The sequence below is a fragment of the Serratia quinivorans genome (assembly GCF_052113645.1).
Lineage (GTDB): Bacteria > Pseudomonadota > Gammaproteobacteria > Enterobacterales > Enterobacteriaceae > Serratia > Serratia quinivorans_B.
The window spans coordinates 148,014-166,034 of sequence record NZ_JBIEIU010000009.1 but is presented as its reverse complement, the minus strand read 5'-3'; the positions used below and the strand labels follow the sequence as shown (position 1 = coordinate 166,034).

General features: G+C 46.8%; 14 protein-coding genes and 1 tRNA gene. 3 read left to right on the top strand and 12 right to left on the bottom strand.

The genetic code is table 11. The features are described from left to right. Positions 1-34 precede the first annotated feature (34 nt). On the bottom strand, positions 35-493 hold the full coding sequence (locus tag ACGS9J_RS17505) for a very short patch repair endonuclease (RefSeq protein ID WP_442232099.1): 459 nt from the start codon (positions 491-493) through the stop codon (positions 35-37). Here ACGS9J_RS17505 and ACGS9J_RS17500 point away from each other — a divergent pair. Then, entirely contained in the window at positions 476-2,134 is a 1,659-nt protein-coding gene (locus ACGS9J_RS17500; RefSeq protein ID WP_442232098.1) for a DNA cytosine methyltransferase, read from the top strand. The genes ACGS9J_RS17505 and ACGS9J_RS17500 overlap by 18 nt on opposite strands. Positions 2,135-2,225: 91 nt before the next feature. Here the strand turns inward: ACGS9J_RS17500 and ACGS9J_RS17495 are convergent, their stop codons facing one another. From ACGS9J_RS17495 to ACGS9J_RS17480, 4 genes are read right to left on the bottom strand one after another with little or no spacing between them, the layout of a single operon-like run. Then, entirely contained in the window at positions 2,226-4,289 is a 2,064-nt protein-coding gene (locus ACGS9J_RS17495; RefSeq protein ID WP_442232097.1) for an AIPR family protein, read from the bottom strand. Next, positions 4,282-5,250: a PD-(D/E)XK motif protein gene (locus ACGS9J_RS17490; RefSeq protein ID WP_442232096.1), complete on the bottom strand. Its 969-nt coding sequence runs from the start codon at positions 5,248-5,250 to the stop codon at positions 4,282-4,284. Before ACGS9J_RS17490 ends, ACGS9J_RS17495 begins: the two co-directional genes overlap by 8 nt. After that, positions 5,240-7,990 carry a Z1 domain-containing protein gene (locus tag ACGS9J_RS17485; protein WP_442232095.1) on the bottom strand — a complete coding sequence of 917 codons (2,751 nt, stop codon included), beginning with the start codon at positions 7,988-7,990 and terminating at the stop codon, positions 5,240-5,242. Before ACGS9J_RS17485 ends, ACGS9J_RS17490 begins: the two co-directional genes overlap by 11 nt. Further along, entirely contained in the window at positions 7,980-9,434 is a 1,455-nt protein-coding gene (locus tag ACGS9J_RS17480; RefSeq protein WP_442232094.1) for an ATP-binding protein, read from the bottom strand. The genes ACGS9J_RS17485 and ACGS9J_RS17480 overlap by 11 nt, the downstream gene beginning before the upstream one ends. 884 nt (positions 9,435-10,318) lie before the next feature. On the opposite strand from ACGS9J_RS17480, the gene ACGS9J_RS17475 reads away from it, so the two are divergent. Then, positions 10,319-10,645 (top strand): hypothetical protein, encoded by a 327-nt coding sequence (locus tag ACGS9J_RS17475; RefSeq protein ID WP_442232093.1) that lies wholly within the window; start codon positions 10,319-10,321, stop codon positions 10,643-10,645. Between the two features lie 105 nt (positions 10,646-10,750). Here ACGS9J_RS17475 and ACGS9J_RS17470 read toward each other — a convergent pair whose 3' ends face one another. The 3 genes from ACGS9J_RS17470 to ACGS9J_RS17460 form a co-directional block, all read right to left on the bottom strand. Continuing rightward, positions 10,751-12,049, bottom strand: a complete 1,299-nt coding sequence (locus tag ACGS9J_RS17470; RefSeq protein WP_442232092.1) for a type II toxin-antitoxin system HipA family toxin — start codon at positions 12,047-12,049, stop codon at positions 10,751-10,753. 2 nt (positions 12,050-12,051) lie between these two features. Then, positions 12,052-12,300 carry a helix-turn-helix domain-containing protein gene (locus ACGS9J_RS17465; protein WP_261149945.1) on the bottom strand — a complete coding sequence of 83 codons (249 nt, stop codon included), beginning with the start codon at positions 12,298-12,300 and terminating at the stop codon, positions 12,052-12,054. A 212-nt stretch (positions 12,301-12,512) separates the two neighbouring features. Next, entirely contained in the window at positions 12,513-13,148 is a 636-nt protein-coding gene (locus ACGS9J_RS17460; RefSeq protein WP_261285505.1) for a carbonic anhydrase, read from the bottom strand. Between the two features lie 329 nt (positions 13,149-13,477). Here ACGS9J_RS17460 and ACGS9J_RS17455 point away from each other — a divergent pair, with 329 nt between their 5' ends. After that, complete coding sequence (locus ACGS9J_RS17455) at positions 13,478-14,179, top strand: hypothetical protein (protein ID WP_442232091.1); 702 nt, start codon at positions 13,478-13,480, stop codon at positions 14,177-14,179. Positions 14,180-14,220: 41 nt separating this feature from the next. On the opposite strand, the gene ACGS9J_RS17450 is transcribed toward ACGS9J_RS17455, so the two are convergent. From ACGS9J_RS17450 to lptF, 4 genes are all read right to left on the bottom strand, one after another. Then, positions 14,221-14,985 (bottom strand): hypothetical protein, encoded by a 765-nt coding sequence (locus ACGS9J_RS17450; RefSeq protein ID WP_442232090.1) that lies wholly within the window; start codon positions 14,983-14,985, stop codon positions 14,221-14,223. Positions 14,986-15,228: 243 nt separating this feature from the next. Beyond that, positions 15,229-15,313, bottom strand: a tRNA-Leu gene (locus tag ACGS9J_RS17445). Positions 15,314-15,693: 380 nt separating this feature from the next. Further along, on the bottom strand, positions 15,694-16,764 hold the full coding sequence (gene lptG, locus ACGS9J_RS17440) for an LPS export ABC transporter permease LptG (RefSeq protein ID WP_020825022.1): 1,071 nt from the start codon (positions 16,762-16,764) through the stop codon (positions 15,694-15,696). Next, positions 16,764-17,858 (bottom strand): LPS export ABC transporter permease LptF, encoded by a 1,095-nt coding sequence (gene lptF, locus ACGS9J_RS17435; RefSeq protein ID WP_442232089.1) that lies wholly within the window; start codon positions 17,856-17,858, stop codon positions 16,764-16,766. The genes lptG and lptF overlap by 1 nt, the downstream gene beginning before the upstream one ends. Between the last annotated feature and the right edge of the window lie 163 nt (positions 17,859-18,021).

Sequence of the window (18,021 nt, the reverse complement as noted above, 5' to 3'; positions counted from 1 at the left end):
CACTGACGAAACACTAAAGGGGTTTGTCGCCTGGCTATGCATCCCCACTGCAAATATAGTCAGGCCAGCTTAGAGTTTGAATATTACTCTTGATAATCTCTGGTAACCAACTTAAGGAATCTTCCCCCTTCTTTCTAAAACCACACTCCCATATTTCGAATACTCGCCACCCCGCTTCAAGCAATTGCATCTTGACGCGAATATCGCGTTGTTTATTCGATCCAAATTTTTGGGCCCAAAACTCAGGACGAGTGGCCGGAGTGGTGGCATAGCGGCATCCTTCATGTCGATGCCAGAAACAACCATGTACAAAGATGCACAATTTATACTTGGGAAGAACGATATCTGGCTTACCCGGTAAGTCCGCAACGTGGAGTCTGAACCGAAACCCTTGTTCATGAAGGTACTTGCGCACGAGCATTTCTGGCTGCGTATTCTTGTTTTTGATGCCTGACATCATTCTAGAGCGTGTTTTTTGGTCGACGATATCCATGATTGCTTCCCGTTTGTGCCTCTTCCTGGTATCCTGGCTACCTTATTAAAACTACAAAAAGAACTCATGAGTACAACTTCATTACCGATTCCAATAGTAGATCTTTTTGCCGGACCTGGTGGGCTGGGTGAAGGTTTCTCAGCGCTAAATAACGGGGAGACCTTTCAGATAGTGGTATCAGCCGAGAAAGATCCTATTGCTCACAAAACTCTCCGCCTCCGAGCCTTCTACCGACTTCTCTGTAGTAGTAAACCAGAGAAGCTGGATGACTACTATCGCTTCTGCAATGGCCAAGCAGAGGAACCTTATAGCGTTGAGACTGAAGAGCTTTGGAATAAAGCTGGTAAAGAAGCCATGTGCATAGAAATCGGCAGTATCGATGGAAATGCTACTCTTGATGCTTCAATTAAAACAGCATTAGATGAACGCACTCCTGAGCAGCCATGGGTGCTAATTGGTGGGCCACCTTGCCAAGCGTATTCATTGGTAGGTCGAGCCAGAAACAAAGGTAAAGCTGACTATAAGGCAGAAGATGATCATCGCCATTTTCTCTATCGCGAATACCTGAGGATCATACAAAATTACCAACCTGATATTTTTGTCATGGAGAATGTCAAAGGTATTCTCTCGTCGACTATCAACGGCCAGAAAATATTCCATGAAATCCTTAAAGATCTTGCCAACCCAAATGCCGCGTTAGGAGAGACACAAAAAGGTCAGTGCTACCGGATAGTGTCACTTGTCAGCGATCAAGTGTTTAGTAATGGTGACGATCCAAACCAACTGGATTTGACAAAATTTATCATTCGGGCTGAAGACTTCGGGATACCACAAGCTCGTCATAGGGTGATTTTGTTAGGGATCAGAGAAGATCGCTATCAAGATAAATTGCCCAAGTTGTCTCGACAAGGTTCAGTATCAGTCAAAGATGCTATTGGAGGTCTCCCAGCCTTGAGAAGTTTGTTAAGTAAGGAAAAAGACTCCAATACTTTATGGGCAGAGCTGGTTGGCAAGGAATTACAAACACTGACAGAAGCTGCGTCGACATCTGACGATACCGTAAAAAATTTAGCACCTTATCTACAAAAAAATGCTTCCAGTATCGGCTGCGTCCAGGCTACAGGGAGTATAAGGCTACCTAGGAAACCCGGTTATCTTGGACAAACGGGACATGATAACTTGGATGAGTGGCTATTAGACTCCCACTTAAATGTCTGGCTTAACCATGAAACTCGTGGACATCGCATAGACGACCTGGGTCGTTACGGTTATGCCGCAACCTTCGCTTCTGTCCATAAACGGTCGCCCAAGGGACATAAGGAATTTAATTTGCCAGGACTGGCCCCAGCCCATAAAAACTGGGAGTCAGGCAAGTTTTCGGACAGATTTAGGGTTCAATTAAAAGACAGTCCGTCTACAACAATTACCAGCCACATATCTAAGGATGGACACTACTTCATCCATTATGACCCGGTACAGTGCAGAAGTCTGACTGTACGGGAAGCCGCTCGATTACAGACTTTCCCAGATAATTACTTTTTCCAAGGTGGTCGCACCCAACAGTACCACCAAGTTGGGAATGCAGTACCTCCTCTTTTGGCGAATCAAATTGCTGGAATCGTAACCAAGATTTTGGCATAGAAGTTCTAGGACTAACCTCCGGCATTCTAGACAATTTACATATCGGCCATTACCTCAGCAAACAGCTTGCAATGGCCGTAACCAATCAATTTTAGTATTCGATTTCCAACCGTTCCAGCAGGTACTTAAGAGCGGTTTTCTCCCCTTTAGATAGATTTAAATTACCCGCAGCAACCTTGGTTAAGGCACTTATGTTTTTTGGAGATGCTGCTCCAATTTTATTAGCCTGAATGATGATGTCATTCGCTCGATGTATCAAACCAGTTATCTTAATTTCGAAGTCAATATCAAAGCGCCTAGCTGTTTCACGACTGCCTTGTTTTGTTTCATCATTGTAATCTTCAATAGAGACTCCGAACTGAAGAATAGAGTCATCCGGCATACCAACTTTTCCCTTCACATACAACTCCCAGCAAAAGTCTCGTTTTGCAAATTCCGATACGTTCCTAACGTTGTCAGGGGGAGATCTCAGAATGTTTGCAACCAAACTCGCTTCTTTAAGCATCCAGCCAAGCAATGACATTGGAATACTTTGTTCTCGCCATATCCGATCTAGATCTATCTGTTGGCTTCTTATACGAAACTCATTCGCACAAGCTGCGATCGTATATGTAACTATTTGAGCTTTGTAACCCCTGTCCGTCAGATACCACGACGACTTCTGAATGGCCTCATCAAGACCAATGAATAGTAATGCTTTAGCCATTGCCCTGCGAAACCATGTCTCACTAAGCAAGGTGCCGCCTCCAAGTTTCAAAAGTACCAATGTCGTATAGCGGTTGAAACATTTCTGAGCACCTTCACTAACGTAATGAGGGTGCCCATCAAAAGACAACTCATACTTAGCTAGATCAGTCTTTGTCACGAGTCTTGTTTTCGGATACATCAACTCGAGTTTGTTGCGTTCAGATTTGGTTTTATAGGCAAAGAGGTTTTTGTATTGGCCTCTAGTTCGCTCATAGAACCATTTGCTAGTGTGCAGTTCACCAGCTTTTTGTGGTACGGAGACCTCTTTGGAAAAACGCTCAATTCGGATTTGAACCGGACTATTGGAGGCAAGATCAGCTAGAGAAACTTTATTTTGCGTGTTGGCGTACTCTGAAATTCTCGGAACGACATCAGCCAAACGCATTTCATCAACAACCGATAGCTTCACCTGAACATAAACATGTTCAAGCTTCTTACCTAAACCATCACGAGCATAGAGAAGTGATGCGGTGGTTTGCCCCCCATTAACGATCTGGAAGTCCTTGATATGGGATATAGCCAACGCACCATTAGAAAGCCTCCGTGTCAGCACAGAAGATGCCGTTGCAGTAACGCCATTATTGTAGGCAAAGAACATACTTGGTTCCTCCGCAATAGTGCGCAGGATACCTTTGTTGACACCAGTCTTTGCCTGAAGGTAAGTTCTGACGTTCTGTTCAAGTAAACGATTTCCAAATGCTGCAAAAACTGCTGCCAACACCGAACCGGGGATTGCAAAGAGATAGCTCTGATAGCTATCCGCACCAATCGAGGCTGGTAAACACTCGATAGCACCATCGAAATTCTCATCAAAATCAATCTCAACAGGTTCCCCGCCAGTTGATGAAATCCTTGAGTAGCGTTCTAAGTCAAGGACATTGATATGCATGGTAACGCCATCAAGATCTTTCGTTTCAAAGATGCTTTTGCGGATACGCAAATGACCGTTAGTAAAAATGATGACGCGAAGTCGCTTAATTCTCGTGCTGTATTGCTGAATAAGTAAAGCGAGTTGATAAGCAGGGCTAGCCTCTTCTAAGCTATCAAGAAATTTTCGACTTGTTGCAGCCTTGAAGAATCGCTCAACACCATCGACAGCACGCTCAATGTCACGGCTGTTGATTGCGGGTAGTTCTTCTACTTGGCGGTAATCACAAACAGCCAAGTAGAGATCTCCAGACTCACTGTCTTCACTTTCTAATATATCCAGTGCGTACCCATCAACACGGTACCCCCCCAGTCCCTCCCTAAGAACCGGGCAATACTCCATATCTGGTGTATCTCCATTCTCTGCAGCAAGCGACGAGTAGATTCGAAAAAACTCCGTAATCTGAAGCTCGTGATTCGCAATGCTACCAACGCGAACCTCTTCATGCAGATACTGGTATTCCTCCTGAAGTTCAACCATTTATCAGGGCCTCTAATTCCGATGAAGCTATCAGAAAATCATTTATGCTTTCACACTCGATATCATACCTAGCCTTGGTAATCCCTCGAGCAACATTACTTGGCACTAATCGCGGGAAATTCCCATCAACCCGATAGATGCTCAATCCTTCAAGCTTGAATCTCTCAGAAGCGTAACTAGCATCTGGATCATATCCTGCAATAATCAACTTACGCTGGAACTCTATAAAACTGTGGCTACACGTTGCTAGCCGAGTGGAAATAGTCGAAGACAAGGATGCTAAACTTAATCCTTCACTCGATGGACTAAATCGATTGACTGTTATAAACAAATTTTGTCCATCCCAGTCCAATTGATCCAACGATGAAATTTTCAATGACTGACGCTGAGTTGAAAGCTGTGCCTTCACTTCGATTCGTATATTGTTCAAACCTATATCATTAGTATCACCCTCAGGACCACGCCATCCCCGTATGGCCAATGGAGCATCTATACCACACTCGTCGATTACCCAAATCAACATATTCAGTTCTCCAAGAAGACCTAACCTCTCCTTGAAGGACAGTTCATAAGCACGTCGACGACGTAGTAACTCTGCCCAGCGATTAAGCCGTATCGCGAATATGCGGATCGCACCTTCTGCAGTTTGCGCTAATGATGATGCTTCAGCTAGGTCACTACAGATAACCGAAAAGAGATCAGTTAGCCCACAATCTGTCAATCGCAAAGTCAGACGATGAAGAAACGTATTATCCCCCAATTGGGCAACTATGTTCTCGAATTCAGGTAGCTCATCCACATCAAAATTCGCCTTAGAAGATTCCAAAGTGAACTCACGTTCTCCTGCAACTGAAAAACTAATAAACAGGTCAAGCAGATGGTCAGGACAGACACGAAAACGCCCAGCCCCATATCCCCGATCTGATATTTCGTCCCACTTTCTGGTGAAATCACTGCTCATCGAATATATCCTCATCACTCTGGGCCTCTTCGAGTTGTCTCTCCAACAACTGAGCCATCCGAACGGAAATTGCATATTCGCGTGGTTGAGGCTGAATGCTAGTATTAGGGAAAGCCAAACTTACCGTTACAACAGGCAATTTCTCATTGAATTCAAGTGATTTGCTATCTGCATGCTTATCGTCAAGCTTGAAATTGAACAGATGAATCAAAAGTAAAGGGCGCTCTCTGGCAAGCAAGCACGCCTTTTCGGGACTAAGCTTAGGATTATCCTCTCTGAGTTTCCCGATTTTCTCATCCAATCTTGCTCTACACTCACCATACTTAAGATCATTAGGTGCAGCGTCTGCAACTACGTTTTTCTCAGTAATTTTTACAACATCAGGATCATCAGACTTAGGATAACCGCTATGACGATTACGACAGAACACACCATCAGCCCCATCAATTGCGAGAGGAAAATCGAATGAACCTTTTCTTCTAAATGGAATCGCAATATCCCAAGTGGAAAGTTCAACTGCAGACCGATCAGAAATGTAGTCCAAAGCCAAACTCCTTTCTTCATTTCCTAAAGCAAACTCAAGCTGAGGCAATTTAAAATTCTGAAGCAGCTCCTTTACAATCGATACTCGAATACCCGACCAAACAAACGCGGACTCATCTCTAACACGTTTATCTGAAAAATTTGTATTGAGTATTGTTACCAATGAATTTACGGCATCGAGATGCTTACCATTAACATCATTTTTATTGAACAACTCGTATGCTTGAAGATGGCGAGCTGATAAATCCAAGGCAATCAGAAGGGGTTTCGCTGCCCGCATCTTATTCGCAGCAGTGATAGCTATACCGGTAGGACTTTGGCGAACTTTAAGGCTAAACTGATCTGGGGTATGCCCCATCCTTTCCATTCGAACAAGATCATCCCGCAGTTCCTCAACAGAGTCACTAACCTCACGGAAATGATCTAACATGTCTCTAGTTGCATGGATCCGACATAACTTTTCATACCCTGGACGATAACCAAACCATCGTCCCATCTGAAGAAGAGTATCAGCAGCCCCGACATTGCGAAGAACATATGAAATCGCAAGCCCCTCAAGTGTAAGGCCACGTGAAAGAGCCAATCCTCCTACAGCTATTATATGAAGCCCTAGGTCAGGAGCCTTAGTATAGTCCAATCCTCCCCCACGCATATTAACCAGACGAACTTCAACCGACGAGATAGCTTGTTTCAGAACATCTCGTACCTCATCCCAAGTAAAATCAGAATATTTCTCATATTCCTTCCGCCAAACCTTATTTAAACAACTTAGAATTTCGGATCGTTCCCAAGTTGAACTTGCTCCCCATACATCAGCAGCAGCTTTCAGATCTTGGATCAAGCGATAGATTTCGTCATGCACTTGCTGCTGAATAGCATTAAATCTGCTTACATTCGCCAACATAGAGGAGTGGCGATCCCCTTCCCCTGCAAGAGTACGGAGACACCTGAACAAGGCATATTCGAAAACAGCATCTTTAAGGCTTTGCGGCAACTCTTTTACTTTATCTCCTGATTTATGATTGAGGCGAAGAAGATCTTTATAATCATCAGGAATAGGTCTCACACAAATATCGTAAAACTCACCTTTTTCAGAAAACAGTTTATCTGCTCCAATGTAGTTTTCTGGCGGCTCCAATGACTTGATGAAATGTTCAGGGAATAAATCATTTTTGAGCATTTCATCATTTGTATCTGGATCAATGAAAATATTCGCGAAAGGTGTTGCTGTATATCCTACGTACGATGAGCGTCGAGAACAGTCTAAGAGTTCGCGAATACGAGCATTGATTCTTGTAGTGACCCCGGGATCTTTAGCTGTATTGATTGAGGCATTATCCGCCTCATCATCAATTAACAGCATTGGCCCCTCAAGCTGACCCCCTTGGCGAAGCCCTCTCAGCCAACCAGCAAGTTGCTCAAGAACTTTCTCATTTTTTTTGGTCACAAATAATATTGGATCAGCAAAGTTACCTTCTGCAGCTACTATTCCAGTGGCCTTCCCAACATTAAAATCGGAAACTTGCGTTGTTCCGCAATATGGATGACGAAGCTCAGAGTTTTCACCCTCAATCCCTCTGAAAGAGTAAGAAACCGGATATATAACAGATGCTACTGAGTCTCCAAGAGAAGATTTCCCCACAAAAGTCTGATCAAGCCTAACTTGTGTTTGATATCTGAGTGAATTGGTAAGTCCAGCCAAAACAATAATTACTCTGTAACCAGCATCAGCAGCTTTAGCAATGAGTGCCGAATAATTGGTTGTCTTACCAGATTGTACATGCCCCATGACAAGACCCCGGCGGCGCCATGATTTTATTTCTTGAGGATCGCCAAGAAAACCTATAATTTCATTTGTAACATTATCTACAGACCCAACAACTTGGACTGGGAGAATTGAGTGATCTAACCAATACTTCTGTAATCTACGCCAGAAGTAGAAATTTATCTCCCCCTTACGCTTCGGATACCACTCTTCAAAATCGGTTTTCAATACATGACCATCACTCTGATTAGTTCCATAGAAAGTCTCAAGGTGTCTAACTAACCGGTCAGCTAGCTCCTCCCCAAGAATTTTTGAAATTCCTGATTTATCTCTCACATAATCATCGAGAAATCCTTTAGGTACTGGAATTCGTCCTTTTAAAACCTTATCTATTTCTGTACGAATAAAACTAAGCGCCGCATCAAAATCCATTCTTCATCCCCCACTTTTTGACAGTAATCTTTCGGACATAGCTTTGTGTGTATATCCATTGGCTTGTAAATGGCTCCACGTCCCTAATGAAATCAAGAAAAGCTTCAACTTCAAGCCCCCCTTCATTTCCTTGAATAAAATTGATGACACACTGATCAACAAGAGATTCAAATTCTTCAGTAGAAGTTGGACATTGATTGACACCTGAACTGTTAGCATCAGCAATAAATCTGTCTGTTGGAAAATAAGACTCCAGTAGCCGAAGTACGGCATCAGCATTACTTGAGACAGACTCCATACCCAATAGGCTCGCTACGATAGGGTGATCTCGATTTACTCGATAATGAATCTGACCATGTTTGATATAGCGGAGCCAGACAGACTGGACTTTCGGGACGTCTAGAGAAACACCTTTTTTACGATGTACCGAGAATGAGCGCAGATTGAAACGTTTGACAATGTCTTGAAGACGGCGTTTAAGAGCAACCGGAAGTTGAGCATCCGATTTATCTACAGTGATTCGCCATTCAGCATCTGCAGTATTTGGAATATCGACTCTGATCCTGGTCAACTGAGAGAGTTCACCGTGTGGAACCAATCGGAACCAAGTCCCAAAGATGATTAATCGCTTGTTTCGATATACATAAAACCCTTGATTACGAACCATTCCCTCAGAACCGCCAAGTATTTTCTGCTCCTCAACAGTTAACTTTGAGAAATGCGGTAAAATATAGGGTTGAATACTAATTACAGCTCCGTTTGCTGTCTTAATAACCTCAGCATCTAAGGTCTGTGTAGCATTATGAGATATCATGAATGGATCGATTGGGCGTAACTGGCGGCTATTAACCGCGATTGTCAAACGTCTCTCTGCTTCCCCTGCAAGATATCGGTGAAATATCAATGACAACTGTTGATTGGAATGTGCAATGGCAAAAGTAAGGGAATCATCGAAAGAGGAATTGGTTTCACTATCGAGCACTCGATCGCAACGACTCCATATTACTTCAGTTCCCGATTTAGATGTACAGGGAACAGACAAAAGACTTTCTGCTTCTGCTCCTTCCATGATCTCCATTCCCCAATCGTCAATATCATCGATATCCCATCGCGCAGCACTAATAGTCCCATCACGCCAAGAAACAACTGTGAGTATTCGAGCTTGCGAAAGAGATGCAGATTTCAACCCCCAACCAAATCTTCCAAGATCGTCCGGTTCCCTTACATCCTCTGGATTGGTGCTTGCGGGACGCATAGCCACTTTTAGCGCATCCAAACCCATGCCAATCCCATTGTCCCGAATCCTGACAACTACTTCTCTACCTATTTTCTCTACTTCAAAATTGATATCAACCCGAGTAGCCTTAGCCTTGATGCTATTATCAATCAGATCGGCAAGAGCTGCTGCAAGATCATAGTTGCCAAAACTTCGAGCAGTTGCCATCAGATCCCTTGCCTGGGGGGGATTTGAAACCCGCATTTTCTTCTCCTCAACCCATTCTATACGCAAAAATCGCTATAAATTTTTATGGGCAAGTGATTTATAATGAAAATATAATTTCATGTGAAATTAATTACTTACTATTAATCATGGTGGCTACCTAAACATCGCTTACTTTATGAATGCATTGGCTATAAGTAGTAATTACATATGCGACAAAGAAAAACTCTCTATCTAGCCTCAACAAAAGCGTTCTGGCATAGCAATAACTCCTTATCGACAGCCTGATCATTTCTATGCAAAAAAACTGGAAGTACTACGCGATATGAGCACATTCTGTACACATTTCACTTAAAACAACCAGCAAGATGTAAATAGGATAAGTCTTTATATAAAATTATCAATTAAAAAGCGCGCTAGTAAGTTCCTAAACATGTTGATGTTACTAGCTACTACCGCATACGCCATTATAAATGGTCATTTACAATAAAATTCAGTGAGATAAACAACAAAGCACAGATCTATAAAACACTCTTAGATAAGGCAGTTCTACACGTACGAGTTTTATTTTTTATGCGAGTCCGATTCCAATCCCAACAGAAAATCCCTGTAAATCCATCCAGCCTATTTCATGTAGATAGTAACCAGAATATAGTCTCTTTGCTGCGGCAAAATCCGCAGTCAGGATTGGAACCCTGACTCCTTCATTACTGAAAAGGCTTGTGTTTTTTCAGTGCCTACGTGCACACTCAGTTCGGTGGCTCAGGCAGGACAACCGTAAGGTTGGCCGGTGATTGAAGGACCGGAGTTCCAAACCTGTCTGGGCCACCACCAAAGCTTGGAACTCTTTGGTAGTGGTGATAACCATCCTTCAAGGACATATCATCATGACCTGCACAAATCGAACTTCTACTGACAGCTCTATCGCCGTTTTCCGCGACCTCATTGCCGATCTGCAATTCTGTAAACTCACCGATATTCAGCTGTGCGATCTTAGCGCCGTCGCTTTGGAGTCTGTTGAAGGACTCTGTCACGGCTTATTGTACCTGGCTGAATCACTTGAAAACGAAGAACACAATTCAATGGGCAGTAAAGTGCAGATAAGTGCCTGGCTCAAAGCCTCCGCGCATGTGCTTCCTGCCCTACTCGAACTTAGTGAGCAAGCAGGCAACCACTTGCTACAAATGCAGGAAGGTCGCGTTTATCCGGCATAGCTGTTTTACTATTTGATTTGATGGAAAAAACCTAGGCCATAGATATAAAAAGACACCTAATGCAGGTGTCTTAATTTTTATGATTTCCATAAACAAACAATTATCCTACCCCGGCAACCTCTCCGCTTGCCGCCGAACCCCAGCAAAAATAGCATCACTAACAAAGCGGGGAAAATCGTCCGGCAGCATCGCTTCCACATTAACAATCACCTGCTCGGTTTGTGCTTTCATCTCAACCATCACCTGCCGTGCTTTCTCTTCGGAATACCCCACCGCTCGCGCGGTAGAGATAAAGTGCCGTGGCAAGATCTGGCTCCAACGGTAATGGCGGCCCTTCCCAAGCGCAGCCATGGCCATTTTGGCTTTCTGTGGCGCAATGCCACGGCCATGCATAAATGGGTAACCCGAGAGCACGTCATAGAGCGGAGTCATTCGATAGGTCGTCTCTGGTTCAATGAACAGGCTGAAGTTTTTAGCATGCCCATCAATGGCCGCCAGCATCCAGAATACGATTTGGCTTTTAAAGAAAATATCTCGATCGAGCAAGGGTTGCTGTGAGCCCAATAGCAGCTCCATCGCAGCCGCAATACCTGGCCCACCATCAGCCTCATATTTCAGCGCAGGGGGAATGCCTAAAGCCTGGCAAAAATCTTCCTGCGGCAAGCGAATCAGCCAACTGTTATCTCGCGACCAACGTCGATCAAAACGCTCTACGATCAGGATCCTTTGTTCACCAAAACGCGCTAACTGAGTCTGCGCTACCGGCAGGCCAAACTGTTCGGCAATACGTAAACATAACCACTCGTTCTCACAGCTTTCACTGAGATCCAGATTGTTATACGCGATATGGCCGATGGGCAGTTTTATGATGTGGCTGGTTGGTGTGCTTCCTTCCGGTCGGCACCACTGATTATCGAACCAAAGCAGCGCCGTCTTTTCCTGTGCACCTGCCAGAGAAATGCGAAAATCATCACTATCGGGTCCCATACCCAAAGGGGCTTCGCGGTAGCCTTGCAATAACTGCTCTATTTCTTCGTCACTGACCGGTACTGCATTCACTTGCTTTACCGGGGCGACTTCAGCATGTTCAGGGTAAAGCTGGATCGCCCCCACGCAGTCGCTGCCAATGCTGGCCAGCAAATCAAAAGGTTGTTTGGTTGTTGTTCTGAAGCGCGCCTGTATGCGGCTACGAATAAGCTCGCTGTCCGGCAGCAGATTGTCGAAAAAGTTATACACCACATCACCGCGGAACGGCTCTGGCTGTAACGGCAGGGATAACGATATGGCGCGTGCGCCAGCTTGTGCCAGCCACTCTTCCTGGTAAACAAACGACATCGCGCCGCCCGCATGCTTTTCCAGCATTCCAACAACAGTGCCATTTAGCACCACACGTAGCTTTTCCATGCTCACCACTCCTGATCCCAGGTCTTGGGATCTACCGGCTTGCCGCGTGGAGTGACCTGTAGCTCCAAGTCCAGCGCAGCAAGCAGTTTAAACAACGTCTCCAGCCGGGTGCCGTCCGGGTTGTTTTCAAAGGCAGAAACCGTGGCCTGTTTTAATCCGATACTGTCAGCGGTTTTGCTTTGGCTCTGGTTACGTTTTTTGCGCTCGTTGCGTAATGTATGCGCCAGCATCTTTGCAGAGGTGATTTTCATTTTATCCTCCCAAACGGATGAAATGAGTATTATCCCCTGTAGAGGATAAATCAAATATTATCCTCTACAGGGGATAGATACCCTCGTCATATCGAGGGATCTGCTATGGCTTTTAGTGAATACCAAAAGCGGACATGATTCTTTAGATCTACCCATAAAAAAATCCACGCCGAAACGTGGATTCAATGTCATAGCCAAGGCCAAACATCACTTTATTCGAAGTGAACAGCGGGGTTATCCGCCAGTGAAACGAAATTCTTCGTATTTTTATCCAGCGTGCGGATCTCGCCACTTTCGATGTCGTACACCCAACCGTGCAGACGCAGGCCGTTGTTGCGCAGACCAACGGCAACGGACGGGTGAGTCTTAATATTATTTAGCTGGGCTATGACGTTCTCTTCAACCATAGCGTTAACTTTGTCGATTTCGCTATCCCACGTTTTCTTCTCTACCACCGCTTTGGCCGCGTCCGCATAGTGCAGCCAGTGGGCCACAGCAGGCATCGGGTCAAGACACTGGCAAGAAGCTATAGCCTTCATGGCACCGCAGTTCGAGTGGCCGCAAATCACGATATCCGTGACGCCCAGCGCAACAACCGCATATTCAATAGTCGCCGACACCCCACCCGGTTCCGGGCCAAAGGAAGGAACGATATTGCCTGCGTTACGGATAACGAAAAGCTGCCCCGGGTCTTGCTGAGTCACAAGCTCGGGTACCAGGCGGCTGTCAGAACACGAAATAAAAAGCGCTTTAGGGTTCTGGCTGGAGGCAAGGCTGCGGAAGAGTTCCTTACGCTGTGGGAAAATATCTTTCTGGAAGCTGAGGAAACCTTCAATGATATGTTGCATAACACGCTCTCTGGGTCTGTAGTCTCGATAACATGATAATCATCACTCCCGGTTAGTCCAGCACCTCTTAGAAGGAAATGAACGTTCAGGGGGCTGCAATGACGAGGGCGTTTTCTTAACCACTTCCCTGATATCATTGGAAACCGCATTCAAGTCTTGAACCTCTGCCTACGGCAGTCTAACCCCAAGACTAAAAGTGCTAATATTATGTTCATATTCAATTCTGAAAGATAAAATATTATCACCACGGTTAAAAACAGCATCTTTACTTCCTGACACAAACCATCATCCCCACATCAACATATCTCATTGAAAAGGAAGCACACGGAATGGCTCAAGTGAAGAAGTTATGGTTGATTGTCCCCTTCATATTCGGGTTCTCCAGCGCTGAAGCTGGCTTGTTGTCCCCTGCAGAGATTGATCGGTCTATTTTCGCCAAAGACAGCGATTTTTCAGATCAGTTTTATTTCAAAGGTCCGGGAAACAAACCATTGCAGGCTACATCCTGCGCCGATTTTTATCAAAAGTATCAACAGTTCGGGGCACCGGTTGAGCAATCCAGGAACGCGATGGATTTTAATACGCTTCGGCAAAATCTGGGGGCCTGCCTGATCAATCACAGTTTACGGGCTGGCTCATTCACTGCTGGCCATAAAGAGTTGGCTATCGGCACGCCAGCCAGCTTGCCGGAGCGGTTGCCCGCTTTGATGTACCAGGCAATAAGTAACGATGACCTCAAACTTAGAGCTAAACAAGTTAGCGCAGGCAAATCCCTGAAAGCCGTCGATACGTCCATTCATTTTGTAGATAGAAAAGACGGTGTCTTTAACCTGGCCGATAACATTGCTGGCAACTATGCGATTGATTTCTTAGGGGCGGGCCGTGCGATGACTAATGGGGAAAAGGTGTACGTCGTGGAACAAAGCTACAGCGTGCAAAATGCGACCTATCGCAGTACGCGTTATTTCCTGCTAACACCAGAAAAAGACGGGCGCTACGGTGTCGGAACGGAAGCTATTGTCTTCCCATAAAAATACCGCCCCGACAGGGGCGGTATTGCCAGTAATGCACATTAATGTTCGGATCTACGGGCTGCTCGATCACGCTGCCATTCGGCAGCATCTTTTACCGTTTGAGCATCTGTGAATGCCTTTTTAGTCGCATCATTACGCGCTTTATTGGCATCCTTACGATTCGACTCATCGGCCGCTTTAGTCCAGTTTTTGCTGTTCACCGCTTTATTGAAGTTGGTGTACTTGCCCAAACCGGCACTCCCTAACTGATAGACCATATCGTGTAAGGCAACCTGAATCCCCTGACTGAAATCGTAGAAATCACTATAACGGTTGTGCAGTGAAATACGATCGGCATCCACATGCGTACGTACCAGGTCTTTAATTGAGTCTTCCGTTAATGTCAAAGACGTCGGCGAGTGATATGCAGTGGCGGCTTTATTTTTGCTAAATGCCCTCTGGACACGCTCAAACTCAGCTTTGATTTCCGCAGCGGTCGCAACAGCCCCGCTGGGTTTATTGAAGGCCAAACGTTGTGCGTCAGCAACGGACGGCAGCATGGTGCCAATTCCAACCGTAACATGCCCATTAGTATCGACATACATGTAAGGGATTTTGGCCTCATAAGTTTCCAGATCGGCATAAATCGAAGCAAACTCGGTATCATTAGTTTTATCAGTGCGGTTGATAGTGTCCGAGTTACTGTCACGGCCATTATCTGCACCACCATGAGTGGTATCACCGAAATTACCGCCACTACGATCCCCTCTTACTGTGATCGAATCTTCATTGCGCTCGCATAAAACGTACTTAAGAATTTTCATGCTATTCCCTGCCTTCTTCCTGATTGGCAATAGGCCATCCCTATGCCATGTCTGTATATAAACACAGCAATATTCATATGCAGTCGGCAGTTTGTTGTTGGGTTAACAGCACAACATCGAATGAAGTTCATTGTTTATAAAACAATGTGATAAGACGAAGAGGATTTAAACAATAAAGGGGGCAGCCAAATTCCAGGCACAAAAAAACCACCTCTCGGTGGCTTCTTGTTCGCGCTGTACTAATGGTGCCGAAGGCCGGACTCGAACCGGCACGTATCTCTACGGTTGATTTTGAATCAACTGCGTCTACCGATTTCGCCACTTCGGCACTGCAAGTAGTATGCGGAAAACGGGTGAATTATACCTTTCAGCGATCCGCATGCAACACTTATCCGTTGTTCAATGAGTTAAGTGCTGAAAAAATCGTCGCCGGGGTCACATTGGGTTCGTTTTTTGGGCGAAGTAAGGCTTGTCGATTGGGATACCTGTGGCAAACGACATGGGCGCAGCATACGGCGCCCCTACGGATGACATCGGGGATAACTGTGATAAACGACACGGGCGCCGCGTGCAGCGCCCCTACGGATGACATCGGCGATTAATGTGCGCCTGTGCGTAGCGATATCAGCAACAACGCGTCCCAGAGGCGCCAGAAACAAAAAAGGCGTAACCGCATGGCTACGCCTTTTTAAATCGTCTGTCGTACCGCTACTTGCGTTTTAGCAGCATATACACGCTGATCAGCAGGAACAGCATGCTTGGCAGCAACGCGCCCAGTACCGGCGGCATGTTGTACACCAGGCTCAGCGGGCCGAATATCTGGTCCAGCACGTAGAACAGGAAGCCGAAGCTGATACCGGTCACCACACGCACGCCCATCGGTACGCTGCGCAGCGGCCCGAAGATGAACGACAGCGCCATCAGCATCATCACCGCGACGGAAAGCGGCGAGAACACTTTGCTCCACATGTTCAGCTGGTAGCGGTTGGCTTCCTGGCCACTCTGTTTCAGGTACTTCACGTAGTTGTGCAGGCCGCTGATCGAAAGCGAGGTTGGGTCCAGCGCCACCACGCCCAGTTTGTCCGGGGTCAGGTTGGTTTTCCATTCGCCGGTCAGCGTCTGAGTGCCGGTCACCTGCTTTTCATTGGTCAGGTCAGAGGTATCCACCTGCGAAAGCTTCCACACCCCGTCTTCAAAGCTGGCGGTGGCGGCATAGCGCACCGTCTCCAGCCTGCGCTGGTCGTTGAAGTGGTAGATATTGACGCCGGAAAGCTCTTTCTCGCCTGCCACGCGCTCAATGTAGATGAAGTCGTTGCCGTCCTTCGCCCACAGGCCGTTTTTGGTAGAAAGCAGCGAACCGCCGTACATCTGCTGCGCACGGTAGTTGCGCGCCATCTGGTCGCCCTGCGGGGCCACCCACTCGCCAATCGCCATGGTCAACAGCACCAGCGGGATAGCGGTTTTCATCACCGAGCCGGCGATCTGCATGCGGGTAAAGCCGGAAGCCTGCATCACCACCAGTTCACTGCGCGTCGCCAGTTGGCCCAGCCCGAGCAGTGCGCCCAGCAGCGCCGCCATCGGGAAGAAGATCTCGATGTCTTTCGGTACGCTCAGCAGGGTAAACATCCCGGCGCTCAGCGCCGTGTACTCGCCCTGGCCCACTTTACGCAGCTGGTCGACGAACTTGATGATGCCGGAAAGCGACACCAGCATGAACAACGTCATGATGATGGTGTTGAAAATCGTCTTACCGATATATCGGTCTAAAACGCCAAACATCAGGCCGCTCCTCTCAGGCGTGCACGCAGCTTGCGCATCGGCACCGTATCCCACAGGTTTAGCGCCAGCGCGATAGCAAAGTACGCCGCGTTGACCACCCAAAGCCATATCATCGGGTCCAGCTTGCCCTTGCCGCCGTTGGAACGCAGCGACGTCTGCAGCAGGAAGAAAATCAAATACAGCAGGATGGCCGGCAGCATGCTCAGCACGCGGCCCTGACGTGGGTTGACCACGCTGAGCGGTACCACCAACAGCGCCATGATCACCACGGAAAGCACCAGCGTCAGGCGCCAGTGGAACTCGGCGCGGGCGTCCGGATCGTCAGACGCCAGCAGCGTCTGCATCGACATCTGCTCGGCCTGGTTGCCGTCCACGGCGACCGCACGGTGGCCGACCACTGCTTTATAGTCGTTGAAATCGGTAATGCGGAAGTCACGCAGCAGCGCGGTGCCTTCGAAGCGGGTGCCTTTGTCCAGCGTCACCACCTGCGAACCGTCTTTCATCTGGTTGATCTTGCCGTGCTCGGCCACCACCACGGATGGGCGTTGGTTGCCGTTCGGCCGCAGTTGCGCCAGAAACACGTCGTTGAAGGTGCTGCCTTTTACGTTGCCGATAAACAGCACCGCGTTGCCGTCTTGCGAAGGTTTGAACTGCCCTTCCGCCAGCCCGGCGATGCTGGGGTTGGCTTTGGCTTCGCTGATCACCACGTCCTGATAGCGCGAGGCCATGGGCCCGGCCCAGAACACGTTGACCGCCGCCACGGCAGAGGTGATCAGCGCCAGTACCATCGCGGCGATGATCAGGGTGCGTTTACCCAGCCCGCAGGCGTGCATCACGGTGATTTCGCTGTCGGTATACAGCCGCCCAAGCGTCATCAATAAGCCGAGAAACAGGCTTAATGGCAGGATTAGCTGCGCCATCTTCGGCACACCCAATGCGAGCAAAGAAAGGACTAAATTTGTCGGGACATCGCCGTCCACCGCATCGCCTAACACCTTGACCAGATTCTGACAAAAGAAGATCAGAAGCAGGATGAAAAGGATCGCGATTTGGCTCTTTAGCGTTTCCCGTACCAGATATCTTATGATGATCACGCTTATTACGCCTGTGAAAACTTGTCTTTTTGCAGGAAAATCGATAGTTTCATCGCTAATCCGCCATTTATTCTCATCATATGGCAACCAACACAGCTAAAATAGTATTACAACATCTAGCATTTGGGTGTCCTATAGGAACTTGCTTATAGTCGCCAAAACA

Excerpts from the sequence above, each read along its gene's own strand:
- ACGS9J_RS17470 (WP_442232092.1), bottom strand. The coding sequence starts at position 12,049 with ATGGAAAAGCTACGTGTGGTGCTAAATGGCACTGTTGTTGGAATGCTG.
- ACGS9J_RS17485 (WP_442232095.1), bottom strand. The coding sequence starts at position 7,990 with ATGGATTTTGATGCGGCGCTTAGTTTTATTCGTACAGAAATAGATAAG.
- ACGS9J_RS17465 (WP_261149945.1), bottom strand. The coding sequence starts at position 12,300 with ATGAAAATCACCTCTGCAAAGATGCTGGCGCATACATTACGCAACGAG.
- ACGS9J_RS17450 (WP_442232090.1), bottom strand. The coding sequence starts at position 14,985 with ATGAAAATTCTTAAGTACGTTTTATGCGAGCGCAATGAAGATTCGATC.
- ACGS9J_RS17455 (WP_442232091.1), top strand. The coding sequence starts at position 13,478 with ATGGCTCAAGTGAAGAAGTTATGGTTGATTGTCCCCTTCATATTCGGG.
- ACGS9J_RS17495 (WP_442232097.1), bottom strand. The coding sequence starts at position 4,289 with ATGGTTGAACTTCAGGAGGAATACCAGTATCTGCATGAAGAGGTTCGC.
- ACGS9J_RS17505 (WP_442232099.1), bottom strand. The coding sequence starts at position 493 with ATGGATATCGTCGACCAAAAAACACGCTCTAGAATGATGTCAGGCATC.
- ACGS9J_RS17480 (WP_442232094.1), bottom strand. The coding sequence starts at position 9,434 with ATGGCAACTGCTCGAAGTTTTGGCAACTATGATCTTGCAGCAGCTCTT.
- ACGS9J_RS17475 (WP_442232093.1), top strand. The coding sequence starts at position 10,319 with ATGACCTGCACAAATCGAACTTCTACTGACAGCTCTATCGCCGTTTTC.
- lptG (WP_020825022.1), bottom strand. The coding sequence starts at position 16,764 with ATGTTTGGCGTTTTAGACCGATATATCGGTAAGACGATTTTCAACACC.
- ACGS9J_RS17460 (WP_261285505.1), bottom strand. The coding sequence starts at position 13,148 with ATGCAACATATCATTGAAGGTTTCCTCAGCTTCCAGAAAGATATTTTC.
- ACGS9J_RS17490 (WP_442232096.1), bottom strand. The coding sequence starts at position 5,250 with ATGAGCAGTGATTTCACCAGAAAGTGGGACGAAATATCAGATCGGGGA.